Below are 25,130 nucleotides of genomic sequence, written 5' to 3'. Positions count from 1 at the left end.
CCCTTTAAGTCATATGATGTGATTCCATCTTAACTTGAATATTGCCTGGAAGCGAATATTTTTCAATAGCCACGTAAAATTTAATTACCGAATGTTTTTACATCAGATCGGTGATGAACAAATATGCTAAAACGCTCATTTACATCCGAAGCAACAGTACGCACTCCACCTCTTTTGCGAACGAAACACCTCGTAATCCATAACTTGAAAATAGAATAAGATTCTTTAACAAATAAAAAAGACTCCTCGTTAAAGGAGCCTTTACGTTCAAATAATTGGATTAGTCTTCAAATTGATATAAAGGTGTTGATAAGTAACGTTCCCCATTAGAAGGTACGATTGCAAGAACATTCGAGCCCTTACCTAAACGTTTTGCTGCTTCAATCGCAACATGAATAGCTGCACCTGATGAAATACCGCATAAGATACCTTCTTCACGTGCTACTTTACGAGCTACCTCGAAAGCAATTTCATTTTCAACTGGGAATACAGAAGAATACACATCTGTATCTAACACTTCAGGTACGAAGCCAGCTCCGATACCTTGAATTTTATGAGGACCTGGTTGACCGCCAGAAAGTACTGGTGAATCTTTTGGCTCAACAGCAATAATTTCAATCTCTGGATACTTCTCTTTTAGCACAGCACCCGCACCCGTAATTGTACCACCTGTACCAACACCAGCAACAAATGCATCTAATTTTAAACCTTCAAATGCTTCTACAATTTCCGGACCAGTTGTTAAACGGTGAACAACTGCATTAGCTGGGTTCGTGAATTGTTGTGGTAAGAAGTAGCCATGTTCAGCAGCTAATTCCTCCGCCTTAGAAATTGCACCTTTCATACCTGCTGGTCCAGGTGTTAACACAAGCTCTGCACCATATGCACGTAATAAGTTACGACGCTCTAGGCTCATTGTTTCCGGCATTACTAAAATCGCTTTATAGCCTTTAGCAGCAGCAATCATCGCTAGACCAATACCAGTGTTACCAGAAGTAGGTTCAATAATTGTACCACCAGACTTTAATGTACCATCTTTTTCAGCCGCTTCAATCATCGCTAAAGCTAAACGATCTTTCACTGAGCTACCCGGGTTAAAATATTCTAATTTTACATAAACAGTACCTTCGTTTTCATCTGTTGCATGATTTAATTTAACAATTGGCGTTTTACCAACTAATTCAGCTACTGAGTTTGCTAATCTACTCATTTATCAATCCACTCCTAATCCCTACTATTTTTATAGGTTTTACTTATTTTTGATTTTATCAATATTTCCATTCGATTGTCAATAAATATAACTTATATTTTCAGAATATTTATTACTTCGCCTTGTTCGTAATAACGTCAAAAGTTATTGGCTTTGCGAATGAAGGGAAACAAAAATCTGCTCAATATCCCGAAGTGGCCATTACTCTGTTGACGCTAAACGTCTGCAGGGTTTCCCTGGCTCACTTTTCCCGCAGATATCTTGCAGATTTTTCAACTTCTTTCAGCAAATGTCTTTTGTACCGAAAGCGTAGCGACAGGTACAGATGTTTTTTGTACCGTATCTGCAGGCCTAAGCACAAAGCCGATTCCGGACGCAATTATGCCGAGGCATAATTGATACTCATTTCAGAGCAATCTGTTATTTACTTTTTTTTGCTTCTCCGTAATACCAAGTCGCATTGAATTCAGACCAGAATGATTCCGGTGTAACATGTTGTGGCAATTGCTCTAACGCAAGCTCACGTTCAATATGTTCTTTCACATCGTCATATGTAAAGGATTGTCCTTCTGTTATCTCTTGAACTTGTACAATTCCGTAATGACCGTTAGCGAGCTTAAATGCTTTACTAACCTCACCTGTTTTTAAAGCCTTCACTGCTTTTAAAATGGCAGGATCGACATTTTCCTGTTTTTCTGTGAGGAAACCAATATCTCCGCCTAAGCTAGCTGAAGCACTGTCTACTGAAACTTCACGTGCTAACACCGAAAAATCAGCGGGATCTTTTATTTCACTTAATGCTTCCTCAGCAGCTTTTTTTGAATTCACTTCTATAAAATTCGTACGATAGCTTGTTTTCGTATTGTACAGTGCCTGATTTTCCTCATAATATTTTTCAATACTACCTTCTTTTATAACCACATCTTTTGTCAGTACCTTATCTAATATAAGCTGTGAGCGAATTTTTTGTTGCAGTTGCTCTGACGAAAGGTTTTGCATTGCAGTATCAAATTTATCTTGGGCAGAACGCATTAAGGCTAACTCTAAATCAATCTCCTTATCCGTTACTTGTATTTTAAACTTTTTAGCTGCTTTTTCCATCACTGTTTCATTCACTAAATTTTGTAGCGTCTCTTTACCATAGCGTTCTTCCATGGCTACCATCCACTCTTGACGTGTAATAATATCCCCGTCAACGGCAGCGACTTGCTCGTCGCTACCAATTTCCTTGTCTTTATTAGGAATTAACCAAGTTATAAACCATAAAATATTTCCTAATAATAAGATTGCAATAACTGTTAATGCAGGTTTTGTCTTCAGACGACGTTGCAATAAGGGCGTTTGGTTGGGTGTTGCAGCGGATAAAGGTCGTCGATTACGCGTTGAGCTCATCGATGAATCCTTCTAACTCTTCTTTTGAGAAGTGGTATGTTTCTAAACAGAAATGACATTGTGCTTCTGCTTCGCCATCCTCTTTAATCATTTCTCGAATTTCCTGTGTCCCTAACCCTAAAATCGCTGCACCAAATCGCTCTTTTGAACATTGACATTTGAATTCTACCGGCATGGAATCTAAAATTTGCAGATGACCGTTTCCTAATACAGCTTCTAATATTTGCTCCGGTGTAAAACCTTTTTCAATCATTTTTGAAACAGGCTCTATAGAAGCAAGATGCTGCTCAATTTCATCGATTGTTTCTTCTTCACAACCTGGCATTAATTGAAGGATAAACCCACCAGCTGCTAGAATTGTGTTATCAGGATTTACTAAAACCCCTAATCCAACAGATGAAGGCACTTGCTCTGATGTAGCGAAATAGTAAGTAAAGTCCTCAGCAATTTCACCCGATACAATTGGCGTTTGTCCAGAGAACATGTCTCTCAAGCCAAGATCTTTTACGACTGTTAATGAGCCCTCTGTCCCAACACCCGCTCGAACATCAAGCTTACCGTGCTCGTTTAAATCGAAATGAACGTGGGGATTTGTTACAAAACCACGTACTTCACCGTGCGCGTTACTGTCAATTACCATTGGGCCAATTGGACCGTTCCCCTCAATTTTAACAGTGATTTTTTCCTCACCTTTTAACATGGCACCCATCATCACCGCAGCAGTCATAGAACGACCAAGGGCTGCCGACACAACAGGCCATGTATTATGACGACGTTGTGCTTCTCCTACAGTTGTTGTTGTACAAGCCGCAAAAACACGAACCTGTCCGTTGAATCCTAAACCTCGTACTAAATAGTCTTTCATAAATGAAATGTCCCTCATTTCTTATTGATTGCGTTTATATAGCTTATATAAGCCTTTTAATGTTAAAAACGGATCGACTACATCAATAGCTTGCGTCTCACCAGCAATTAAATTTGCTAATCCTCCAGTAGCAATTACTAAAGGCTCTTCCTTACTTTGTGCTTTCATGCGATTAACAATTCCCTCAACTTGCCCAACGAAGCCATAAAAAATCCCGGCCTGCATCGCAGATACGGTTGTCTTTCCAACAATATGTGTAGAGCGCAATATTTCAATACGTGGCAATCTAGCTGCCTGTGTATAAAGCGCCTCCGTTGAAATCGAAATGCCTGGAGCGATAGCACCGCCCATATAATCGCCCTTTTCGTTTAAGTAACAATATGTTGTGGCAGTACCAAAATCAACAATAATCAGTGGTGCTTTATAAACATCAAGAGCTGCAATAGCGTTCACTATGCGGTCTGAGCCAACTTCACGCGGGTTTTCATATTTAATATTCAATCCTGTTTTCACACCTGGTCCTACAACGAGCGGTTTTTTGCGAAAATACTTTTGACACATCGTTTCTAACGAAAACATTATTGGTGGTACAACAGAGGATATAATAATGCCTGTAACCTGTTCAAATGAAATGCCTGCATGATTAAAGAAAGATAATACTTGCATTGCGTATTCATCTTCTGTTTTATGAAGGTCTGTCACCATACGCCAATGGAAGGCCAATTGATCGTTGTCATCATAGACACCTAATACGATATTCGAATTTCCTGCATCTAAAACTAAAATCATGGTTGATGCCTCCTATTTATTGCCCTTCATCGTAATTGTACCTGTCACTATGCGATTGATACAACTAAAACAATGTATATTCATGCACAAAAAATCAAGATCAATTATCCCTCGGCATAATTGCGTCCGGAATGGACTTTGCGCTTACAAAAATAAGTTAAAACACTTTAGAAAATGATACCACATTTTTATTACTATGAAATAGCATACATGCTCACTCAAAAAAGGAGCCACCCCCATATTAGGTAGCTCCTTTCACATTATTTAAAATTAAATTTTTCTGGGTCTGGTCCGCAACGTAGGCCATCATTTAGTGCATCTAACTGAGTCATTTCTTCCTCAGCTAATGCAAAGTCAAAGACCGTTAGATTTTCCGTCATACGTGCAGGAGTCATTGTTTTTGGAATAGTTACTACACCATGCTGCACATCATAACGTAACACAATCTGTGCTGGTGTTTTGCCATATTTAGAAGCTAACTGCTGAATCAATGATTCTTCCAATAAAGAACCATTCATTAGTGGTGACCATGCTTCTACCTGTATTCCTTTTTCCTTACAATAGGCACGTACTTCCTTTTGAGTTAAGTGCGGATGGAATTCAATTTGATTAATAACAGGAACAACTGATGTTTCCTTTAATAAATTTTCTAAATGTTGAACATGGAAATTACTAACGCCAATTGAGCGTACACGGCCATCCTGATAGATTTTTTCAAGTGCTTTATAAACATCAACATAATTTGTATCTATACCTGGCCAGTGAACTAAATATAAATCTAAATAATCTAATCCTAATTTCTCTAAACTACTATCATAAGCTGCAAGTGTTTCTTCATAGGAAAGCCCATCATTCCAAACCTTTGATGTTACGAATAGTTCTTCACGTGTTACTAAGCCCTCGTCAATTGCTGCACGAATTCCTCGTCCAACACTTTCTTCATTGCGATATACTTGGGCTGTATCAATGCTACGGTAACCTTTTGCAATAGCTGTTTTAACCGCCTCAGCCAAGTCATCCCCTTCAGGCACTCGAAAAACGCCATAGCCTATTAACGGCATCTCTAAACCATTATTCAATGTTACATTTCCCACGTTACAACACTCCTATCTATTTTGGTCCTAAAAAATTTAAGAACCTATATACGCAGCTGCGTACATTCTATCGTAATACCTATTACCGAAAAAAGGCAAAGAAAAAGACTGCTTACTAAAATTGTAAACAGTCTTTCTCACATTAATCACGCTTTTCATCGATACCTTTTGGTGTATTATTCGGCTCTCTACCTTCTTTAGGTAAATCAGCTGTTGTTGGATCCGGCTCATTGCTAAGCAATTCTTTTTTAACAGCCTGTTCACCAACTACATCTAATATTGGTTGAGCTTCAGCTTTAGGAGCTTTTTCCACAACCGTTTCTACCTCAGGTTCCGGTAAGACACCGTGATCACGTAAATGCTCAATTTCTTGCGCATTTAATGTTTCTTTTTGCATTAATGTATTAGCAATTAAATCAAGTAAATGACGTTTTTCAGTTAAGATTCGTTTAGTACGCTCATATTGCGAATCGATAATTTTTTGCATTTCTTTATCAATTTCATAGGCGATTGAATCAGAGTAATTTTGATCTGAATTAAAGTCACGACCAAGGAATACATTCCCACCCTGACTTGAACCAAACTGCATTGCACCAAGATTTTCACTCATACCATATTCAGTGACCATGGCACGTGCAATACTTGTTACCTTTTGGAAGTCGTTATGTGCCCCAGTAGATACTTCGCCAAGTACGATTTCCTCTGCTACACGACCACCAAGTAGGCCAGCAATACGGTCTAATAGTTCTTGTTTTGTTGTGAAGAAACGTTCTTCCTTCGGTAACATAATCGCGTAACCTCCAGCTTGGCCACGAGGGACGATTGTTACTTTGTGTACTGTATCTGCTTCATCTAACTCTAAACCAACAACTACGTGCCCAGCTTCATGGAAGGCTACAAGTTTCTTCTCTTTCGCTGAGTAAACGCGGCTAGCTTTTGCCGGACCTGCAATTACTCGGTCAGATGCCTCATCGATATCTGCCATATTAATTGTACGTTTGCTTTTACGAGCCGCTACAAGTGCAGCCTCATTTAACAAGTTCTCTAAGTCAGCACCTGAGAAACCTGGTGTACGTTGTGCAACAGCTGCTAAATCTACTGTATCAGATAAAGGCTTGTTGCGCGCATGTACTTTTAGAATTGCTTCACGACCTTTTACATCAGGATGTCCTACTGTAATTTGACGGTCAAATCGACCAGGACGTAATAACGCTTTATCTAAAATATCTGGGCGGTTTGTTGCAGCGATAATAATAATACCTTCATTTGCCCCGAAACCATCCATTTCAACTAACAATTGGTTCAATGTTTGTTCACGCTCGTCATGGCCACCACCAAGACCTGCGCCACGTTGACGACCTACTGCATCAATCTCATCGATAAAGATGATACAAGGTGCATTTTTCTTGGCATTTTCAAATAAGTCACGAACACGTGATGCACCGACACCGACAAACATTTCTACGAAGTCAGAACCTGAAATCGAGAAGAATGGTACGCCTGCCTCACCTGCTACCGCTCGTGCAAGTAATGTTTTACCTGTACCTGGAGGACCTACAAGTAAGATACCCTTTGGAATTCGGGCACCAATTTCAGTAAATTTACGGTGATCCTTTAAGAAATCAACAACCTCTACAAGCTCTGCTTTCTCTTCATCAGCACCCGCTACATCTGTAAAACGAACTTTTTTCTTCTGGTCGTCATAAAGTTTGGCTTTACTTTTACCAAAGCTCATCACTTTATTACCGCCACCTTGAGATTGACTCATTAGGAAGAAGAATAAGAAAATGATAATGATGAAAGGAATGATCCCTGTAAAGAACTGAATCCATCCACTTGTTTCTGGCGCTGTTAAATATTTAATATTACTATTCTTATCCTTAGCAGCCTCATCGATACGGTTCAATAAAGATTGGTTATCACGAGGGATATTTGCTGTAAAGCTTTGACCCTTCTCATAACCCTTCATCGTACCCTCAACGATGTATACTGATTTATCAGGTTGAATTGTAGCACTTGTTATTTCTTTCTTATCTAGAGCATCTTGAAACTCAGAATAAGTTAACTCTTTCGTTGGCGCATTTCCACCATTGAAAGTACCAAATATACCGATAATCACTAAGAAAATCAGTAAATAGAATATGGTATATCGAAATATTCGATTCATCTCCAGCCTCCTCATTACAAACAGAAAAATTATAAGTAAAATCTTAACATATCATGATTTCATCATACAACGAAAAGCCCTACATAAAAAAAGTTTCGTCCGATTTTTGTCGAAATCGAAAAATATTTATGCATTTATCAAGTATGTTCCAGCGTAGTTGTATCTAACAATGTACCTAGATTTTTGAATTATGATCAATTATGCCTCTGCATAATTGTGTCCTGAATCGGCTTTGTGCTTAATTGCCACAGGACGTGGCGTTCTTAGCGGATGTTTGGACACCTGCTAAAAAGCAACTTAAACCTGCATTCATCTCACCACCTATAGAGGTGGGGGACGAAAGAAGTTAAAAAAATAAAAATCTATGACCTTCGCTGGAGGCACTTACTTTTCATAGTGGTATTCTTTCGTTAATTTCTTACTTGTTAGAAAGAATAAACTGCCGGCTTTAAAATGCCGATATACGGTAAATTACGGTATTTTTCTGCGTAGTCTAAACCATACCCTACAACAAAACCATCTGGCACTTCAAAACCAACATAATCAGCACCTAAGTCTACTTTACGACCTGATGGTTTATCTAACAATGTCACAATTTTGATGGATTTTGCTTTACGGTATTTAAATAAGTCTACTAAATAACTTAACGTTAAGCCGCTATCAATAATATCCTCGATGATTAATACGTCACGTCCCTCAACGCTTGTATTTAAATCCTTTAGAATTTTAACTTCCCCTGATGAAACTGTAGCATTTCCGTAGCTAGAAACATCCATAAAATCTAGCTCAATGAAAGAATCGAAACGTTTCATCAAGTCTGTCATAAAAGGCATTGCCCCTTTTAAAACACCAACTGCTAGCGGGAATGAATCTTTGTATTCCTCTGTCAATTGTGCCCCTAACTCAGCGATTCTTTCTTGTAATTGTTCTTCTGTAATCATAACTTTTTCGATGTCATTTTGTAACATAGCGATTCCTCCTCGTGTGTATAAAAAAATGTTCAACCATTTGGGGTGAAATTTTACAAAGACCTTAGTCTACGATGAGCACTGTATCATCGTTTGGTTGCGGAGAGGTTGAAAAAAACATTCCCATACGCACACCAATTACCGCTACGACCTCATCAGATTGAGAAATCAGTAACGGCCAGCTATTTCGCTCATTTAAAGGAATCTTTTCATCTATAAAAAGGCGAGATAAGCGTTTTGGCTGATCCATTCCTTTTAACAGTATTCTGTCCCCTTCCTTACGCGCTCTAACATAGAGTGGAAGTTTGAGTTTGCTAGCGTTAAAATAAAAAAGTTGTGCAGTATTCGTCAGCATTTCAGACGATAAATCAGGCAACTCGACTACGCATAAACGTTCACCATTCGTCAGTGTTGTCCACCCATTAGTAGTCGAAATAATCTTTTTCTCAGGAGAAGCTTCATCTTCTAATGGCTCTTTCTTCTGAATTGTTAATTTTCCGTAACGGCGAACTGCTATAAAATCTTCTGGCAAGTGAACTTCAGCATACCCTGCTGTCGTATCACAAAGCTTTGAAATTGAAGTCAATAAAGCATAACTTTGTATCGTATTTGAATCTTTGTAAAGATAGTTTAATAGTATTAAAATGAGCCTCCTTTGTAAAGCAAGTGGTACCAATTGAAGAGCCTTAATTTCCATGCTATATGTATTTCCATCTTTTCTTTTTACTGTTCTAGAAAATACATCCTCCGCTAATGTCATTAAATAGGCATCGTCTTCTTGCAATTGTTTTGTAAAATGAGTTACCTGCTCTGTTACTCTTGGGTTTTCTGCCTCCAACAAAGGCACCACATGATGTCTAAACCGATTGCGTACATAGGTATCCTTAGCATTGCTAGCGTCTTCCCGATAATCTAAACCTTGCTTAAGTAAATATTCCCTTATTTCTAACTTTGTAACCGTTAAAAACGGACGAATTAATGTTTTTCCTTCAAAAATACGTTGTGAACGTATACCTTGCATACCATTTATCGTTGCATTTTTTGTCAGGGCCATTAATACTGACTCCAGTTGGTCGTCCGCATGATGTGCAGTTACAAGCTTGCTAGCATTCGTTTTTTCCATGACCTCTTTAAAATATTGATACCTTTCTCTACGACAAATAAGCTGTGTATTTCCATTTTCTGAAGCCATAATCTCTGGTATTGGAATTGCCTTTGCATATAAATATACACCATACTCATCACAATACTTCTGGACAAAAGCTCTGTCCTCAGTAGACGCTTCACCTCTTAGCATATGATCAACATGTACGGCTCCTACTGTAATTCCCCACTGCTCTTTTGTTTTGACAAAATAATGGAGCAAAGCCATTGAATCCACTCCACCCGAAACGGCGATGAGAAGATGGTCGTCTTGCTGCAATAATTGCTCTTCTTCGATAAATTTTTTGACCTTTAATTCAAGTGACAAACGCTTCTCCTCCCCTTTTCGTTCTCTTTTATGATGAATTGCTCATAGAGTGTTGAACTGGCCTAAATACAGCCCACGTAGGTACAACATGTGTAACCTCTAGCATCAATACAGTGCAATCGTCTTCAATGGCATAGTAAGATTGGAAAGATTGCATAATCGTTGTTAGTTTTTCCTGGATGGTTTTAGTAGTTCCAGCTACTTGCTGCGCATACGCTAAAAATAGCTCTTCTTGCTCGTCCCAATCATCAACACTTGAAAATAATCCATCAGAGTGCATCAAAATTACATCGCCAGCTTTAAGCTTTCTTTTTTCAGCCTCGACTGCTGAAATGGATAAAAAACCTACAGGCGCTGCATTACTTTCAACCTTCAGCACCTCTTTCCCACGTAAAATATACGTAGACATTCCCCCTGCCTTCCACGACCATAAATCACCTTGTTGTAAATCGACAAGTGCAAAATCAAGCGTTGCATACATATCATTTTGTTGCTTTAAGGACATGACATAATGCAACGTATGCATCGCAGTCTCTGGGTTCATATTGTAATTTAAACATTCTCGCATTAAGTGTATTAACTTTCTACTCTCATGCTGTGCTTCTTTACTCTGACCCATACCATCTGACAATAAAATTGCAAATAGTCCTGGATGTAATTGAAATAATGCATGGGAATCACCGGAATATAACGTCGCATCTTTAGACATGCTATATATATCATACTCTACTTCAAAGCTAATAGCTGATCTAAAGCTTACTTGAATGTGACGAAATGGTATATCGCTTGCTACTACTTTTTCAATTTCAAATGGTTCTTCAAAAATATCATATAAAATCGGCAATATCATCCGTTCAGCTACTGTTGTGTCTTCCTCCCAATCGACTCGTGCTGGTGCTAAAGCACAGACTATTTTTCGTGCCCCAGGTTTATTACTAAGCACATCTAGTTGAAAACATTCAATATTAGCATCTTTTAATCGTTGAGTAATGTCCTTCTCCACACTAACGAATGAAATAGTCTCTTCTTTCATCTCCGCTATTAACTGATTTAGATGATTGCTCATATCACGTAGCTGAAGCGCTATCATTTTCTTGCCATGGAAATACTGACCATTAATGCGCTCTCTGTACAGCTCCGTTTCCAATTCCTCGAAAATTTTCGTTGATTTCACACATTTATAGCGTATTTGTTCTTCGACACGATGAATACCAGAATCCTTCCCAACACCTTTCATATGAAACCAGTCTGTCATGAGCTTGTCCATTCCGTTATTTTGCGCTCCCCAACAGCGATCATAGCGGAAACAGCTCAAGCATGTATTCATCGGTGACACTTCCTTCGCCTCTTCTATCGGGGCCGTCATAAAACGCTCAAACACAAGCTCCTTCATAAACTGTACAAAATGCTGAAAATGCTCTAATTTAAACGTAACATGCTCCGTTAACCAATTTTGACGAGCGAGTAAGACCTCCTCACGCTGTGGAAACAGCTTGTCCCGCACCTTTTCAGAATATTTACTTGGGATCGTTATAAAAACGATACTACCAACAACAATCGATGTAAAATACACGCTATCTAACGGCAATGTTGCATCGTAAAATAAAAAAAACACACTTGGCAAAATACTGCCAATTGCTACACCGAATCGTCCAACACGAGCCCCCATCCCGGCACACAATCCTGTTAAGGTGGCTACAGACAGCATACCCGTAAATGAAAGTTTTGCAACACCAATGAGAGTCCCGAGTACGGCTCCGATAACCGTCGCTAATGGTACACTTCCTACTAACGCACCGAAGCAAATGAATAGTTGTAATAAAAAAATGGGGAGTGAAAAATAGCTAATGACAATCGCTTGCATACCTGTAAGCATAGCAGCAAATACAACTAATCCAGAGCCTAGCTTCTCATAAGTCCAATGACTCGTAAACCATTCATGAGAATTGACAAACAACACTTGCATAAACAGCGTCATAATAAGAGCTAAAGCCGCTTCACAGCCTACATAAAATTGCACAAGCACCGGAGGTAAACCTTGATACATAACTCCCTGCCACATTATCTGTACAAGTAGTACCGCTAAAGATACCGCTATACTTTGTGGTATCTGCCAATAACGGAAGCGCATAACACATTCATACAATACGATCTGCAATGCTAAAATGAAGACTTGTCCAAAGCCAAGGAAAAAACATCCTATCAAACCACCGAACAAAACATATTTGGCATATTCTTTATATTTCGTTCGAATAATTGCCCAAAAAGGAACTGAGAAAGGTACGGCCGCTTCAAACACCACAGACTGAGCTAAAAAGAAGGATGTTAAAAAAAATAAAGAGCCTATTAACAATTGCCTTTTTTTCACTCCTAATTTCTGTTCGTCTACATTTGCCGTGTTATACCATTCAATACTCGTCATTTCACTATCCCCTTTCTGCCTTTTGGAGCTATTATAAGAAATTATGTATGGAAAGATTGTCTGACGGTGACAGAAAAAAATATAAACATTTCGACGAATACATATGCATAAATACGAGAAATGGCAACAATTTCTACAAAAACGATTTGCTGCACAACATTATAAACATCTCTTTCTGTATAATTTGTTTAAAAATTACGAAAATTACACAACCCAGTCCCACCGTTGTTACATAAAAAACTTTACATTTTTTGCCATGAGAGGTCTAGTGCATGTTGGCCCCCTTCTTTTTCATTGATCGATGCTCCCAATTTCATTAAAATACTATAGTCAACAAGTACACCGATACTTTTCTACTTAAGAACAAAAAGTTTGATAAATTCCCAATCAAAAGGCTCATCACCAAAAGTTGTGGATGACATTTGATTAATTATGCCTCGGTATAATTGCGTACGGAGGCTCTAACTTCATTCAACAATGTCTTTTGTAACAAAAGAGAAGCGTCAGCTACAGAAGACTCCTACATTTGTAGGTGGTGAGATAAATAAAGGTGTGGTTCCATTTCAGTGGAGTCCAAACACCTTTGATAAGAGTTGATCGGAGTGGAGACTAGGCGACTCCTTGGGGATTAGCAATAGAGGAACGAAGGCTAAAAGCATCACATCCTGTGATAACGCCTTCGTGACCTACATCGGTGCTGTTGCTGTCGCTTCGTTAGCACTACGCTTTCGCGCAAAAGACATCTGTTGGCCCGAGACCCTGCAGCGAAGCGGATGTTTTCTGTGCGAAAGCGAAGCGTCAGCAACAAATGTTTTATCTGCGCGAAAGCGAAGCGTCAGCGGCAAATGTTTTATCTGTGCGAAAGCGAAGCGTCAGCGGCAAATGTTTTATCTGTGCGAAAGCGAAGCGTCAGCGGCAAATGTTTTATCTGTGCGAAAGCGAAGCGTCAGCAACAAAGCGCCTAGTCGGAACGGAAATCAACTACACTTTATGGTGATGAGCTATCAAATACTCTCTCTTTTTGTTAGCAAATCTTTAAATAATTAATAAAACCATATATTTTTATTAATTTTTTTAAAAAAACTACTTGACGTTAGTTACAAAGGCATGTATTATATAACTTGTTGCTTAAGGCAAAACGCGGAAGTAGTTCAGTGGTAGAACACCACCTTGCCAAGGTGGGGGTCGCGAGTTCGAACCTCGTCTTCCGCTCCATAATCTTTAATGGCGGCCTAGCTCAGCTGGCTAGAGCGTACGGTTCATACCCGTAAGGTCGGGGGTTCGATCCCCTCGGCCGCCACCATAGTAGGCCCCTTGGTCAAGTGGTTAAGACACCGCCCTTTCACGGCGGTAACACGGGTTCGAATCCCGTAGGGGTCATATCAAATAGGCGTCTCAGAACGATTTCTGAGACGCCTATTTTTTTTGCAGATTAAAGTTGAATACTAGAAATATCGAATTTATTTATTTTTTACTACCTGATGCCCCGGTGTAATCAGTTTAGGAACGCCTGCGCCAATGGTTTCACGAGCAGTTTCCCTTTGTTATTGCCACTGTTGTTGTTACTGTTGCTGTTGCTTTCGCACAGACAAAACCCTATTGTTACTGTCGCTTCGCTTTCGCACATAAAAAATACTCGTTGCTCCTAACGCCCCTTCGGAAAGACCCCAGCTGAAACGGAAATCAACCCAAGTTATGGTGATGAACATAAAAATATGGCATACTAATAATGAAAAAAGCGTGTAAACTAGGAGGTTTATTTCCTTTGGGTTCATTAACTAAAGCTGCTTTAATTTGCGGAAGTGGCTCTATGATTATTCTCGTATCTATTCTTATTAATTTACCATTTGCCGTACAAATATTTTTACTCCTCACCGGACTAGCGGTTAGTGTTTACGGTGTGTTTTTACTTGTCAAAATGGTTGTTAAGCCAGCCGAAAAACCTTTAGAAACACTAACAGAACAAACACCCGCGCAAGCTCCTAAAAAGAAGAAAAGACCGACATCCACGTTGTAGGACGACACATAGATCCTACTAGAAGGGTCATTATGACTTATAGCTAGATGAGATGTATGCAAAGATTATTAAAAAAAGGGATTAGCTTTATTAAAAAGCTAATCCCAAATCTATTTAATACACTTTTTCTACGATTAAAACAGTCAGCAAACTACCCTCTTCTAGCTCCACGACCACCGCGTTTTGATTCTGTAGCACGTTTAAGTGTTGCTAGGCGTTCATCACTATCTTTTAAGAAACGTGCCATTTTTTGCTCAAAATTCTCTTTTGGCTGATGACGATCGTTGCGATCATTAGATCGATTATCGCGACGTGGACGTGCTGGACGCTCTGGACGCTCTGGTCTCTCTGGTCTCTCTGCTTGAGGCTTTGCTTTACGGATTGAAAGACCGATCTTTCCGTCCGCTTCAACATTCATCACTTTTACTTCAACTTCATCTCCAACTTTTAGATGCTCATTGATATCTTTTACATAATTGTCAGCAACTTCACTGATGTGTACTAAGCCTGTTTTGCCGTCTGGCAGCTCAACGAATGCTCCAAAATTTGTGATTCCTGTTACTTTACCTTGTACCTTGCTGCCTACTTCAATTGACATAAAAAAAATGCTCCTCCTTAAAAATTAAGCGACTCATTTGAGTCATGTAATCAATTTAATCAAACTTTTTACTACAATAAGTTTCTCTTTTCATTATATATAACAATAAAAGAGTGTCAACAATACATAGCTTTTCAGTCTTCTTTTTTACCTTTCTTTTCTGATTTGCTGTCTTTTTTATCTTTTTCCTCCGGTATATCGCCTTTTTTACCTTTTTCATCCGGAATAATGAAAATTATTTCACCTTTTTCGGATAAAAAATAATCTTTACGTAATAACTTCGCGATATACTCATCATCCTCTAACTGTTTAATTTTAAGATTTAACGAATCTCGCTCATCTTTCAATTCAGAAAGATGCTCCTTCGCTTCAACCTTTTTTTGCTCTTTTGCAGCTAGAGTTTCATTTTGATTCGAAAGTATATTTAAGAGAAAGGCAATAATAACGACTGGCACAATCGCAAAAAAGGCAATACGGCGCATTTTCCGTTTTCGCGCTTGAATTTTACGATTTATAGCTTTATCCGTGTTACGGACATAGTCATTATCAAGTTTAGTATAGTTTTGTTGGTCATCATTTGATGAACGACGTAAAGTCATGCCCGCACCTCCGAAAATTATTGTTGTCTTTTATTATACTTGATAAATCGAACTTTTTTAAAAAAAGTGTTGGACAAATACGAATAAATTTTGACAAAAGGTCTTAAAACAAACGCACCAATACTTATTAAGAATTTAAAAATTTGTCGAATGATAGCACTTATTAACCGTATGATGAACCACAGGGGTCTCCATGTTATATTCACCAAAACCCTCGCGACGAAACGTAAAAAAGTTTGAAAAAACGTTTGATACAAAAAAATTCCGGCTATTTGCGCTAGCGGGTCATAAGCCCGCCAAGCGCCATCTTTTAGCCAAAATAATAAATAGTATGTCATGCCTCCAAGTAGAATCCAGGTAAGTAGTTCAAATACCATCATCCATCTTCGAAGGCTTGACCTTTTTGGAGTTGAAAAAACAATGAGCCTTACACTATCAATAATGAACCCGACTGCTATACCGCTCAAAACCATGACTAATAGCTGAACAAATTGTTCACTAACAATCATCCAAACAATTTATGAAGGAAACCTTTCGAGAAGCCACTTTCCTCCTCGTCATACTGCAAGGTTTTTACAGTTCCTTCAAGCGTCAATAACCCTTTGTCAACATCTAAATGAACGATATGCAGTTCTTCTCCACGGATTAACAAATGCCCTTGGGACGTCTTGATGAAAAATTCTTCCTGATCAAAGCGTTCAATTGATTTTACAGAAGTCATGTCCATTCTTTTACGATTACGAATCGTTAAAATATGCTCTCCAGATGGAATTGTGTAACGGTTACTTTCTTGATGTAGCGTCATTTTTTTCCTCCTTTAGTCGTCCTAGCTTCTGTTCACTTTATGCGGACAACCTTAAAAGCATGACAACTTTATTAAAGTTGTTACACTTTTATCCCCCATTTACGGAAAAAGCCATGGACAACTTCAGAAGACTCCTACACTATTATTAATTAGTCCTCATCATCAATAAATTCAGGTTCAATTTTTTCAAGGCGCTCTTCCTTCAAAATAGTAAACATTTTTGCGGCATCTTCTTTTTTCACAGTATCACGTAATTCCTCTACACGCGCTGTCACAATTTTTTGTCCAAAACGAATAGCTAGCTCATCGCCAACTTTAACAGCACTACTAGCTTTCGCGACCTTACCATTGATCGTAATACGACCTTGGTCTGCTACTTCCTTCGCTAATGTACGACGTTTAATTAAACGTGATACTTTTAAAAATTTATCTAATCGCATATTTTTACTCCTTTTCTAGCTGCTTTGCTTCATTCCAGAAAGCATCTAATTGTTCTAATGTATAATCAGAAAATGGCTTTCCACTTTCCTTTACCTTTGCTTCCACATAACCAAAGCGTTTCGCAAACTTCTCATTCGCATGTAACATAGCCTCTTCTGGAGATAGCTTGTAGAAACGCGCTAAATTCACAAGTGTGAACAAGACATCTCCAAATTCATCGAGACGTGACGCATTTGTACCTTTCGTCACCTCATTACGAAATTCCTGCCACTCCTCTGCAAACTTGTCCCATGCGCCATCTACATCAGGCCAATCAAATCCTACCTTCGCAGCTCTTTTTTGATAATTATATGCTGTTTGTAGAGCAGATGACGCCCGGTATTCCTCTTTTAATAGTGGCTTTTCACTTATACCCTTTTCTTCCGCTTTTATAACTTCCCAGTTAGCTACAACACCCTCTACATCTTCCACCGATACATCTCCAAATACATGAGGGTGTCGACGAATCATTTTTTCACTTATTGAAGCTAATACATCTTCCAACGTAAAGTAACCTTGATCTTCTCCGATTTGTGCATGAAGGAACACTTGTAACAGTACATCTCCAAGCTCCTCGATCATCGCAAAGTCATCCTCTGCATCTACCGCTGCCAAATATTCGTGTGCTTCTTCTAGTAAATATTTTTTCAGTGACTCATGTGTTTGCTTTTGATCCCATGGACAGCCATCTGGACCTCGTAATACAGCAATAATTTGACGGAAAGTTGTCCAGTCTCGTAAAGCGTCCTCTTGTGATTTTACAGGTGGCACATATACCGTTGTTAAATTGTCCACCTCAACGCTTTGGTCGAGTTCATAAAGTGGTACCTTCACTAATTTTTCCTGTGACGAGCCAGCTGCTGTAACGACTGTAACAGGGTATTCGTCATCGTATTTCTCCATTAACGTTAGCTTTACTTCTGATGCACTAAATGTATCATATACTTGGGCTATTAAAATATGTTGACGCATGTTAATGTCATGCATAGAAAAGCTAGTGCCATCCAGCAGTTGGAAACCCTCAATTGGGTCGATTTTTAACGCACCAAATATTGGATCTAAGAAGCTTTGCCCACCTTCAATGACTAGTTTTACTTTTCCCTCATCCGCAGCGGCAATAAGCAATTGTACAGTCTGCTCTGCGACAAGTGGATGCCCCGGTACAGCGTACATGACATCTTCATTTGCTGTTGCAGCCACAAGCTTTTCTGCAATTTCCTCATACACAGGCTGGAACGAATTATGTTTTTCATAGACTGCATCAAAGCTTTCAAATTGTAAGCCCTCAGCTGATAATTCTTCTAATACAGGATGGTCCACTGTACGAACATATAATTTTCTTGCCGCTTTTAGTTTCTTATAGACACCCATTTGCAGCTGATTAAAATCACCCGCACCTAGACCAATAACTGTTAAAGTATTCAATCAATCCACCTACTTCTTTCGATTTAACCATAATTGATAAACTGCCATTTTGCGCCCAAACGGTAGTAAGTACCACTCTTTTTCGACTAGTACTCGTAACTTAGCAATTATTGTGATCATTACAAACGCTCCTAAACACACGGCTGAAAAACCTGCTACCACTGCGACAAATCGAGGTGATAAAAATTGGTTTAACAACGATGGTATAAACTGTAGCCAAACTAGCACTACAGCTGCCATGCTGAGTGATGCAATTCCAAGTTTTTTGTAAAAATTGGCTGGCGCTAATTGAATGGCAGTCATTCTTTTTAAATAAAAAATAAGCATTAGGGCAGTAAACAAAAGACCTACATTATTAGCAATAGCCGCACCTAATACACCGAATAAATTAATTGTTAGCACATTCAATATTATTTTTAAAATAAAACCTATAATCAAAAATAAAGCCGGCTTTTTTAATTTTCCATAGCCTTGCAAAATAGCTGTAAATGTCAAAATAATCGACAATGGAACAATTTGTAATACATATACCATAAGTACTTCCGACAGTGCATCTGTTTTAAAGAGCATTACATTAATATAAGGCATAACGAGTATTAAACCTAGAGATGCCGCCCACCCAAATAATACAGACGCTTTATACGTTAGTTGAATAAACGGAATGGCACTACGGCCTTCCTGTCTTTTGGACATATGCGCGACAAGAGGCACAATAGCAAGTGAAAGTGAAGAAGCAATAACAACTCCGAGCTGTACCAATGGCTGCCCACGATCATAAACGCCTTTTGTTGCCTTAGCTACCGTCTGATCCATTCCACCATCTATTAATAGCGAATAAATTGTAAAGGAATCAACTAACTGATAGCCAAGCAACAATAGACCACTCATGCTCACACTTAAACTCAGCAATGTTACCTCTTTAATAATGGGAAAACTATCGATACGCCGCTGTTGTTTCTTATCATTAAATAAACCAAAACGTTTTTTAAAGATCAGCGCAAGTAATACAAAGCCTACAATTTCACCAATAACTGTACCTATAATGGCCATTTGTCCAGCACTATAAAGTGATTCTGTCGTCTTCATAATGATAAATGTTCCTGCTATAATGACAGATACTCTCACAGCTTGTTCAAGGACTTGTGCATAAGCAATCGGCTCCATAATGCCTCTTGATTGGAAGCCGCCCTTAAAAATAGCATGAGCTGGCATAACAAGTACTATAAATGAACCCGTCCGTATTAAAGGCGCAAGCTGAGTATCGCCCATAAGCTGCGCAATTATTTCAGCACCACTAAATAAAGCAACAAAAAACAATAACGATAGTACGGTTAAATAACGAAAAACAATACGCATAATACCGCTTCGTTGATGATCTCTCTCTAGCGGGTCTAAAATACAATCATTATCTGCAAGCATTTTAGAAATAGCTACTGCAAATCCACTAGCTGTCCATACGACAAAAATAGATATAACTGGATACACTTGCTGATAAATATAAAATCCTTCATCACCAACAAGATTTTGAAAAGGCACACGATAAATTGCACTAAGAACCTTCACAATAAGAGCAGCAATTGTAAGTAAGGCTGCGCCCTTCATGTAGCTTTTCATGCCAAAACGTTCCGACATAAATTGCCCTCTTTCCTTCTTTAACAATGCCAATAGTATAGCACATCTCCAAAGTATGACGCGCGCGGGTAGCACTACCATAAAACTATGTACGAAAAAAAGTTATTGTTCAGCCTAAAAAGGTCAGCGCAATAACTTTCAATTCTTATCAACTATTCATTTGTTTAGCTAGGAAGTTAGCAGCTGTTTCAGCAACTTTCACTTCAACTTCACCGATAAAGTGTACTTTAGACAAAACGATAATACAGCCGATCGGATCACCGTTTACCATAATAGGCGTTGCACAATAAGACTTTACTTGCTCATATTGTCCAGGAACAATCTCGATTGTTGTTTCCATTTTTTCTATTTTTGTTGAACGTTCGTCCATAAAACTTTCCGCAAAGGATGTAATACGACGATTAATATACTCTTTCTTACCGATCCCTGAGACAGCAATTACTTCATCTCGGTCGGTTACAAACGCTGGAGTACCTAACGTTTCATATAATGTTTCCACATATTCTCTTGCAAATTCCCCTAAATCATTAATTGGAGAATATTTCTTTAAAATGACTTCACCTTCACGGTCTGTATAAATTTCTAGTGGGTCTCCCTCACGAATACGTAACGTTCTACGAATTTCTTTTGGAATAACCACACGCCCTAAATCATCAATACGACGAACAATCCCTGTTGCCTTCATTCTTAATCCTCGCTTTCGCTACAATGAAATTTTTTCAATTTTAGTATGGTTTTTTATGAAGCAATCTATGCAAAAACTGAAGAAATAGGATTTCACACCCAACAATATTTTCAAAAAGGCCTTAAAAACCTAAGCAAATACCATGTAGAATTTTTCAACTTCAATCAACTTATCTTAGATTAACCACAAAAACAAATTTTTATAAATTAATTTATAAAATATTTTTAACAAGAAATAATAATAATTCAACCTTCGCCATTACGTCAATAAGTCAAAAGGATGTTTATCACAAAAGAACCATAACAAAAAGTGATACTTTTACCCTTATTTTCCCTACTATCTAGCTCATGAGTCTCAATTTGTGATATTGATCTCTAAGGAGCCACACAGTCTACAGTCCAATTAATAAATGAAGATAAAGCGCCACAACATTCACAGAGATTTCCTTGTAATTTTTTGTTTTTAACAATAAAAAGCTGATCATTATCCCTAGAGATAAGATCAGCTTTTCTTCTATTGTTGTTTTTTTGCGTCAGCAATAATATGCATCATTTCTTCTAAAATATCAAAGGGTTGATATTTCCCACACTTACGTTCATCAATCGTTAGTTTCAATTGCATACCATCCATACCAAACCCTACAGCACGTTCAAATTTCATAGATTCTTCCACAATTTTACCGCCATCAACTTGCCCAGTACCTTCTTCAGACAACAATATTGTGATAATTTTTTGCTTTTCTTTTACAGACAATACACCTGTACCCAAGCCCCATACCTTCATACGCGCAATTCGCAATAAACGCTCTGTTTCAATCGGAAGATCACCAAAACGATCCTGTAATTCCTCTATGATTTCGCTGTACTCCTCCACTTGATCCATTGCTTTTATACGTTTATACATTTGAATTTTTTGATAGCCATCAGGAATGTATGCATCTGGGATATACGCATCCACACTCAATAAAATTTCAATGTCAGGCTTCTCTTCTTTTTTCACACCTGTTTGGCGCTCAGCAATCGCTTCTTCCAGCATTTGTGAATACAAGTCAAAACCGACAGAATCAATAAAGCCATGCTGCTGCGCTCCAAGTAAATTTCCTGCACCACGAATAGATAAGTCACGCATAGCAATTTTAAATCCTGAACCTAACTCTGTAAATTCTTTAATCGCCTGTAATCTTTGCTCAGCTACATCCGTAAGGACTTTGTCACGTTGATACATAAAGTAAGCATACGCCACCCTATTAGAACGTCCAACACGCCCACGCAATTGATAAAGCTGCGCTAAGCCCATTCGATCAGCATCATGAACAATCAATGTGTTAACGTTTGGTATATCCACGCCTGTCTCAATAATGGTTGTCGTTACAAGCACATCATAGTCACCTTCTAAAAAGGCTAATATAACAGATTCTAATTCTGATTCCGTCATTTTGCCATGTGCATGCCCAATACGCGCTTCTGGGACAAGCATTTGAATTTCATCAACCTTACGAGCCATATCTTCTACACGATTGTATAAGTAGAATACTTGCCCACCACGCGCCATTTCTCTCTCAATAGCTTCCCCCACTAATGCACCGCTATGCTCCATTACATAAGTTTGCACAGGGAAACGGTTTGCTGGTGGCGTTTCAATTACCGATAGATCACGAACACCTACCATCGACATATGAAGTGTTCTTGGGATCGGAGTTGCCGTTAGCGTTAATACATCAACATTCGTCTTTAGTTGTTTAATTTTTTCCTTATGCGTTACACCAAAACGTTGCTCCTCATCAACAATCAGTAGTCCAAGGTCTTGGAATAATAAATCTTTAGATAAAATTCGATGCGTTCCAACGACAATATCAACTTGCCCTTCTTTTAAGCCCTTTAACGTCGCTGTTTGCTCTTTTTTCGAACGGAAACGAGACAAGAGACCTACATTCATAGCAAAGTCTTGGAATCTCTCACGAATCGTTTCGTAATGTTGCTGAGCTAAAATCGTTGTCGGCACAAGGAAAGCTACCTGCTTGCCATCTTGAATTGCTTTAAATGCCGCACGAATCGCTACCTCTGTTTTGCCGTACCCTACGTCTCCACATACAAGACGATCCATCGGACGCTCACGCTCCATATCACGTTTTACTTCGATAATTGAACGTAGCTGATCCTCCGTTTCTTCATAGGGGAAAGAAGCCTCAAAATTGCGCTGATCGTCATTGTCAATCGCGAATGCATGGCCTTTCTCTGCTTCACGTTTCGCATACAGCTTAATTAAATCATCAGCAATATCTTGCACAGCAGAGGATACCTTGGCTTTAGCTTTTTTCCACTCTGCTCCACCTAATTTATGTAGCTTCGGTTCTCGGTCTTCAGATGCTACATATTTTTGGATTAAATCTATTTGCTCTACGGGAACATATAACTTATCATCTGCGCGGTATCGAATGTGTAAGTAATCCTTATGTGTTCCATTTACCTCTAATGTTTCTAAGCCTATATATTTCCCAATACCGTGATGTACATGGACAACATAGTCGCCTGGTTTAATTTCTGTATAGCTTTTAATACGTTCTGCGTTCGTCATTTTTTGAGGACGTGCTTTTTTCTTCACCTGTTGTTTAAATAACTCATCCTCTGTGACAATCACCACACGTTGTAGTGGTAATTCAAAGCCACTAGATAGTGAGCCATCCACAATATAAATACCCGCTTCTGTCGGCTTACCAATTGTCGTATGAATATCATATTCTCCAAGCATTTGCTGTACACGTTTAACACGATCTTTATCTCTTGCAACAATTAATACTGTAAATTTACCAAGCAACCAGCGTTCAATCTCACTTTGTAATAATGACATTTGGCCATGAAATTGTTGCATTGGTTTGCAAGAAAAGTTCGTCGTCTTATTAAAAGATACACCTGCAAATGTTCGTGAAAATAATGAGAAGTATAGCTTTTGTTGAGACAGCATTGCTAGGATTTCTTTCAAAGAGAATGCTGGCTTTACATCATGCACCATTTTTCCTTCTTCAATTAATGATAAAAACCACTCATCCTCTTCGCGCTCCCAGGCATCCATAACCTCCTGAATACGTCCGAGCTCATCAAACAGCACAATGCCATCATATACAAAATAATCTCCTAAATATGATGTTTTCTCATACAATAACGAACCATATTTATTTACATAGTCCGGTAAATTCCCTTGCTGTAACAACTCAATATCATATTGAATATGCTGATACAGTAATTCCTTCGTCTCCTGCTTTTTGACTTTCTTTAAACTTGTCGCTAATGCCGCTTCTAAACGGCCTGCCAATGCCATTCTTTCTTCCTTTGTCAAAATAACTTCTGATGCTGGTAGAATACGAACCTTCTGCAATTTATCAATGGAACGTTGGTCGTCCGCAGAAAATGTTCGAATCGAGTCAACTTCCGTATCAAATAATTCTATACGAATCGGCGCCTCTAAATATGGTGGATAAATATCTAATATCCCTCCACGTAGCGCAAACTCTCCAGGTGTTGTCACCATTGAATTACGCACGTAACCCATCTCTACTAACGTTTGGAGCCATTCATCAATCTGAATATCTTCGCCTACTGCAATCTGTAAAAAATACTGTTGCCAATGCTCTTTAGGCTGCATCATTTTGCGTAAGCCCGCAACTGGTATCACATAAACAGCTTTTTCACCTCTAGCTAGGCAATCAAGTGTTGCGATACGCTCAGCACGTAACTCTGGAGAGGCAACAGACAAATCTGCAGCAATAAACTCATCGGCAGGATAATAATGAACATGCTCCTCACCTAAAAGTCCCGCCAGCTCGTCAACCATTTTTTGTGCCTGCAATAGATTAGGAGATACAATATAAATAGGTTTTTTTACATATTCAAATAACGCATCGACCATTACCGGGCGCGCGCTTCCTGTTAATCCTGTTATAAGCTGTGTTGCAGATTGACCGCTCTGAATCTCCTGTAAAAATGATGTGATATGTTTGTCCTGCATCACAAGCTGTCGTAAAACTTCCAATGTCAAAAGCTCCTCTCAGCGCATAATTCTATTCGCCATTACTAGTAATCTAGTACTATAATACGCATCTTTTTTGTATATTTTATCAATGGAAAAAGCTTTGAACGCACGTGATGTGCGCCAAAGCATCCTTCCAATCATTGAATCCATTTATTGAGTGCGTGATAATCTGGATATTGTTTCAGCGAATCCTCACATTGCTCACAAATGCAGTGCACCGTCGTGTGACCATGCTGATCTTTCTCAACATAATCATCCGCTTCACCCATTTCGAAAATATGTAGTTTTCGAATTGTATCATCTGCATCAAATGGTAGTGTTCCTATTTCAACTTCACAATGACGACATCGATAGCGAACTGACATCTCCAAATCATCCTCCTTTAAGCAACTTACTACTTAAAGTATAGACATTTCTAAAACAGTTTATGCACTTCCAATTTTGCTTTAGCGCCTTTTAGAATATAGAAACGTGGGGTTGATTTT

The 25,130-nt window shown here is 38.7% G+C and carries 20 protein-coding genes and 3 tRNA genes; 4 read left to right on the top strand and 19 right to left on the bottom strand.

The window, feature by feature from the left end; genetic code table 11:
• Nucleotides 1-280: 280 nt before the first annotated feature.
• The 9 genes from cysK to ACQKOG_RS23975 all read right to left on the bottom strand — a co-directional run bounded on the left by cysK (nt 281) and on the right by ACQKOG_RS23975 (nt 12,378).
• Nucleotides 281-1,210 (bottom strand): cysteine synthase A, encoded by a 930-nt coding sequence (cysK, locus tag ACQKOG_RS24015; RefSeq protein WP_427448386.1) that lies wholly within the window; start codon nt 1,208-1,210, stop codon nt 281-283.
• Between the two features lie 420 nt (nt 1,211-1,630).
• On the bottom strand, nt 1,631-2,602 hold the full coding sequence (locus ACQKOG_RS24010; RefSeq protein ID WP_370081924.1) for a peptidyl-prolyl cis-trans isomerase: 972 nt from the start codon (nt 2,600-2,602) through the stop codon (nt 1,631-1,633).
• On the bottom strand, nt 2,586-3,467 hold the full coding sequence (hslO, locus tag ACQKOG_RS24005; RefSeq protein WP_402875094.1) for an Hsp33 family molecular chaperone HslO: 882 nt from the start codon (nt 3,465-3,467) through the stop codon (nt 2,586-2,588). Before hslO ends, ACQKOG_RS24010 begins: the two co-directional genes overlap by 17 nt.
• Nucleotides 3,468-3,488: 21 nt before the next feature.
• Entirely contained in the window at nt 3,489-4,256 is a 768-nt protein-coding gene (locus ACQKOG_RS24000) for a type III pantothenate kinase (protein ID WP_142510501.1), read from the bottom strand.
• 260 nt (nt 4,257-4,516) lie between these two features.
• On the bottom strand, nt 4,517-5,350 hold the full coding sequence (locus tag ACQKOG_RS23995) for an aldo/keto reductase (RefSeq protein ID WP_427448385.1): 834 nt from the start codon (nt 5,348-5,350) through the stop codon (nt 4,517-4,519).
• 142 nt (nt 5,351-5,492) lie between these two features.
• The gene (gene ftsH, locus ACQKOG_RS23990; protein ID WP_402875088.1) at nt 5,493-7,517 is read right to left on the bottom strand and encodes an ATP-dependent zinc metalloprotease FtsH; all 2,025 of its coding nucleotides are present in this window, start codon (nt 7,515-7,517) and stop codon (nt 5,493-5,495) included.
• A gap of 425 nt (nt 7,518-7,942) precedes the next feature.
• A complete protein-coding gene (gene hpt, locus ACQKOG_RS23985) occupies nt 7,943-8,485 on the bottom strand; it encodes a hypoxanthine phosphoribosyltransferase (protein WP_132364364.1) in 543 nt (180 codons plus the stop codon).
• A gap of 64 nt (nt 8,486-8,549) precedes the next feature.
• Nucleotides 8,550-9,956 (bottom strand): tRNA lysidine(34) synthetase TilS, encoded by a 1,407-nt coding sequence (tilS, locus tag ACQKOG_RS23980; RefSeq protein ID WP_427448384.1) that lies wholly within the window; start codon nt 9,954-9,956, stop codon nt 8,550-8,552.
• 28 nt (nt 9,957-9,984) lie between these two features.
• Nucleotides 9,985-12,378, bottom strand: coding sequence for a SpoIIE family protein phosphatase (locus ACQKOG_RS23975; protein ID WP_370081914.1), 2,394 nt, complete (start codon nt 12,376-12,378; stop codon nt 9,985-9,987).
• Nucleotides 12,379-13,518: 1,140 nt separating this feature from the next.
• Between ACQKOG_RS23975 and ACQKOG_RS23970 the strand changes: the two genes are divergently transcribed.
• The 4 genes from ACQKOG_RS23970 to ACQKOG_RS23955 all read left to right on the top strand — a co-directional run bounded on the left by ACQKOG_RS23970 (nt 13,519) and on the right by ACQKOG_RS23955 (nt 14,395).
• Nucleotides 13,519-13,593, top strand: a tRNA-Gly gene (locus ACQKOG_RS23970).
• An 11-nt stretch (nt 13,594-13,604) separates the two neighbouring features.
• Nucleotides 13,605-13,681: transfer RNA gene (locus tag ACQKOG_RS23965), tRNA-Met, on the top strand.
• A 5-nt stretch (nt 13,682-13,686) separates the two neighbouring features.
• Nucleotides 13,687-13,758, top strand: a tRNA-Glu gene (locus ACQKOG_RS23960).
• A gap of 385 nt (nt 13,759-14,143) precedes the next feature.
• Nucleotides 14,144-14,395, top strand: a complete 252-nt coding sequence (locus tag ACQKOG_RS23955) for a hypothetical protein (protein WP_370081912.1) — start codon at nt 14,144-14,146, stop codon at nt 14,393-14,395.
• A 151-nt stretch (nt 14,396-14,546) separates the two neighbouring features.
• Here ACQKOG_RS23955 and ACQKOG_RS23950 read toward each other — a convergent pair whose 3' ends face one another.
• The 10 genes from ACQKOG_RS23950 to ACQKOG_RS23905 all read right to left on the bottom strand — a co-directional run bounded on the left by ACQKOG_RS23950 (nt 14,547) and on the right by ACQKOG_RS23905 (nt 25,010).
• Entirely contained in the window at nt 14,547-14,993 is a 447-nt protein-coding gene (locus ACQKOG_RS23950; protein WP_054612548.1) for a S1 domain-containing RNA-binding protein, read from the bottom strand.
• Nucleotides 14,994-15,127: 134 nt separating this feature from the next.
• A complete protein-coding gene (locus ACQKOG_RS23945) occupies nt 15,128-15,592 on the bottom strand; it encodes an FtsB family cell division protein (protein WP_370081910.1) in 465 nt (154 codons plus the stop codon).
• A gap of 17 nt (nt 15,593-15,609) precedes the next feature.
• The gene (gene yabQ / locus ACQKOG_RS23940; RefSeq protein ID WP_370081908.1) at nt 15,610-16,101 is read right to left on the bottom strand and encodes a spore cortex biosynthesis protein YabQ; all 492 of its coding nucleotides are present in this window, start codon (nt 16,099-16,101) and stop codon (nt 15,610-15,612) included.
• Nucleotides 16,098-16,397, bottom strand: a complete 300-nt coding sequence (gene yabP / locus ACQKOG_RS23935; RefSeq protein WP_004229167.1) for a sporulation protein YabP — start codon at nt 16,395-16,397, stop codon at nt 16,098-16,100. Before yabP ends, yabQ begins: the two co-directional genes overlap by 4 nt.
• A 149-nt stretch (nt 16,398-16,546) precedes the next feature.
• Nucleotides 16,547-16,837, bottom strand: coding sequence for an RNA-binding S4 domain-containing protein (locus ACQKOG_RS23930; protein WP_370081906.1), 291 nt, complete (start codon nt 16,835-16,837; stop codon nt 16,547-16,549).
• A gap of 4 nt (nt 16,838-16,841) precedes the next feature.
• Nucleotides 16,842-18,302, bottom strand: coding sequence for a nucleoside triphosphate pyrophosphohydrolase (gene mazG, locus ACQKOG_RS23925; RefSeq protein ID WP_370081904.1), 1,461 nt, complete (start codon nt 18,300-18,302; stop codon nt 16,842-16,844).
• Between the two features lie 9 nt (nt 18,303-18,311).
• Nucleotides 18,312-19,934: a putative polysaccharide biosynthesis protein gene (locus tag ACQKOG_RS23920; protein ID WP_370081902.1), complete on the bottom strand. Its 1,623-nt coding sequence runs from the start codon at nt 19,932-19,934 to the stop codon at nt 18,312-18,314.
• Between the two features lie 148 nt (nt 19,935-20,082).
• Nucleotides 20,083-20,619 (bottom strand): stage V sporulation protein T, encoded by a 537-nt coding sequence (gene spoVT, locus ACQKOG_RS23915; RefSeq protein ID WP_142510491.1) that lies wholly within the window; start codon nt 20,617-20,619, stop codon nt 20,083-20,085.
• A 513-nt stretch (nt 20,620-21,132) separates the two neighbouring features.
• Nucleotides 21,133-24,645, bottom strand: a complete 3,513-nt coding sequence (mfd, locus tag ACQKOG_RS23910; RefSeq protein ID WP_402874742.1) for a transcription-repair coupling factor — start codon at nt 24,643-24,645, stop codon at nt 21,133-21,135.
• Nucleotides 24,646-24,782: 137 nt separating this feature from the next.
• Nucleotides 24,783-25,010: an anti-sigma-F factor Fin gene (locus tag ACQKOG_RS23905; protein ID WP_132364328.1), complete on the bottom strand. Its 228-nt coding sequence runs from the start codon at nt 25,008-25,010 to the stop codon at nt 24,783-24,785.
• Between the last annotated feature and the right edge of the window lie 120 nt (nt 25,011-25,130).

It is taken from the genome of Lysinibacillus sp. NPDC093216 (assembly GCF_050280325.1).
GTDB lineage: Bacteria > Bacillota > Bacilli > Bacillales_A > Planococcaceae > Lysinibacillus.
Note: the sequence above shows the minus strand (reverse complement) of the source record. Positions and strands in the feature narration are given on the sequence as shown.

Excerpts from the sequence above, each read along its gene's own strand:
- cysK (WP_427448386.1), bottom strand. The coding sequence starts at position 1,210 with ATGAGTAGATTAGCAAACTCAGTAGCTGAATTAGTTGGTAAAACGCCA.
- ACQKOG_RS24010 (WP_370081924.1), bottom strand. The coding sequence starts at position 2,602 with ATGAGCTCAACGCGTAATCGACGACCTTTATCCGCTGCAACACCCAAC.
- hslO (WP_402875094.1), bottom strand. The coding sequence starts at position 3,467 with ATGAAAGACTATTTAGTACGAGGTTTAGGATTCAACGGACAGGTTCGT.
- ACQKOG_RS24000 (WP_142510501.1), bottom strand. The coding sequence starts at position 4,256 with ATGATTTTAGTTTTAGATGCAGGAAATTCGAATATCGTATTAGGTGTC.
- ftsH (WP_402875088.1), bottom strand. The coding sequence starts at position 7,517 with ATGAATCGAATATTTCGATATACCATATTCTATTTACTGATTTTCTTA.
- hpt (WP_132364364.1), bottom strand. The coding sequence starts at position 8,485 with ATGTTACAAAATGACATCGAAAAAGTTATGATTACAGAAGAACAATTA.
- ACQKOG_RS23975 (WP_370081914.1), bottom strand. The coding sequence starts at position 12,378 with ATGACGAGTATTGAATGGTATAACACGGCAAATGTAGACGAACAGAAA.
- ACQKOG_RS23950 (WP_054612548.1), bottom strand. The coding sequence starts at position 14,993 with ATGTCAATTGAAGTAGGCAGCAAGGTACAAGGTAAAGTAACAGGAATC.
- ACQKOG_RS23945 (WP_370081910.1), bottom strand. The coding sequence starts at position 15,592 with ATGACTTTACGTCGTTCATCAAATGATGACCAACAAAACTATACTAAA.
- yabQ (WP_370081908.1), bottom strand. The coding sequence starts at position 16,101 with ATGATTGTTAGTGAACAATTTGTTCAGCTATTAGTCATGGTTTTGAGC.
- yabP (WP_004229167.1), bottom strand. The coding sequence starts at position 16,397 with ATGACGCTACATCAAGAAAGTAACCGTTACACAATTCCATCTGGAGAG.
- ACQKOG_RS23930 (WP_370081906.1), bottom strand. The coding sequence starts at position 16,837 with ATGCGATTAGATAAATTTTTAAAAGTATCACGTTTAATTAAACGTCGT.
- ACQKOG_RS23920 (WP_370081902.1), bottom strand. The coding sequence starts at position 19,934 with ATGTCGGAACGTTTTGGCATGAAAAGCTACATGAAGGGCGCAGCCTTA.
- spoVT (WP_142510491.1), bottom strand. The coding sequence starts at position 20,619 with ATGAAGGCAACAGGGATTGTTCGTCGTATTGATGATTTAGGGCGTGTG.
- ACQKOG_RS23905 (WP_132364328.1), bottom strand. The coding sequence starts at position 25,010 with ATGTCAGTTCGCTATCGATGTCGTCATTGTGAAGTTGAAATAGGAACA.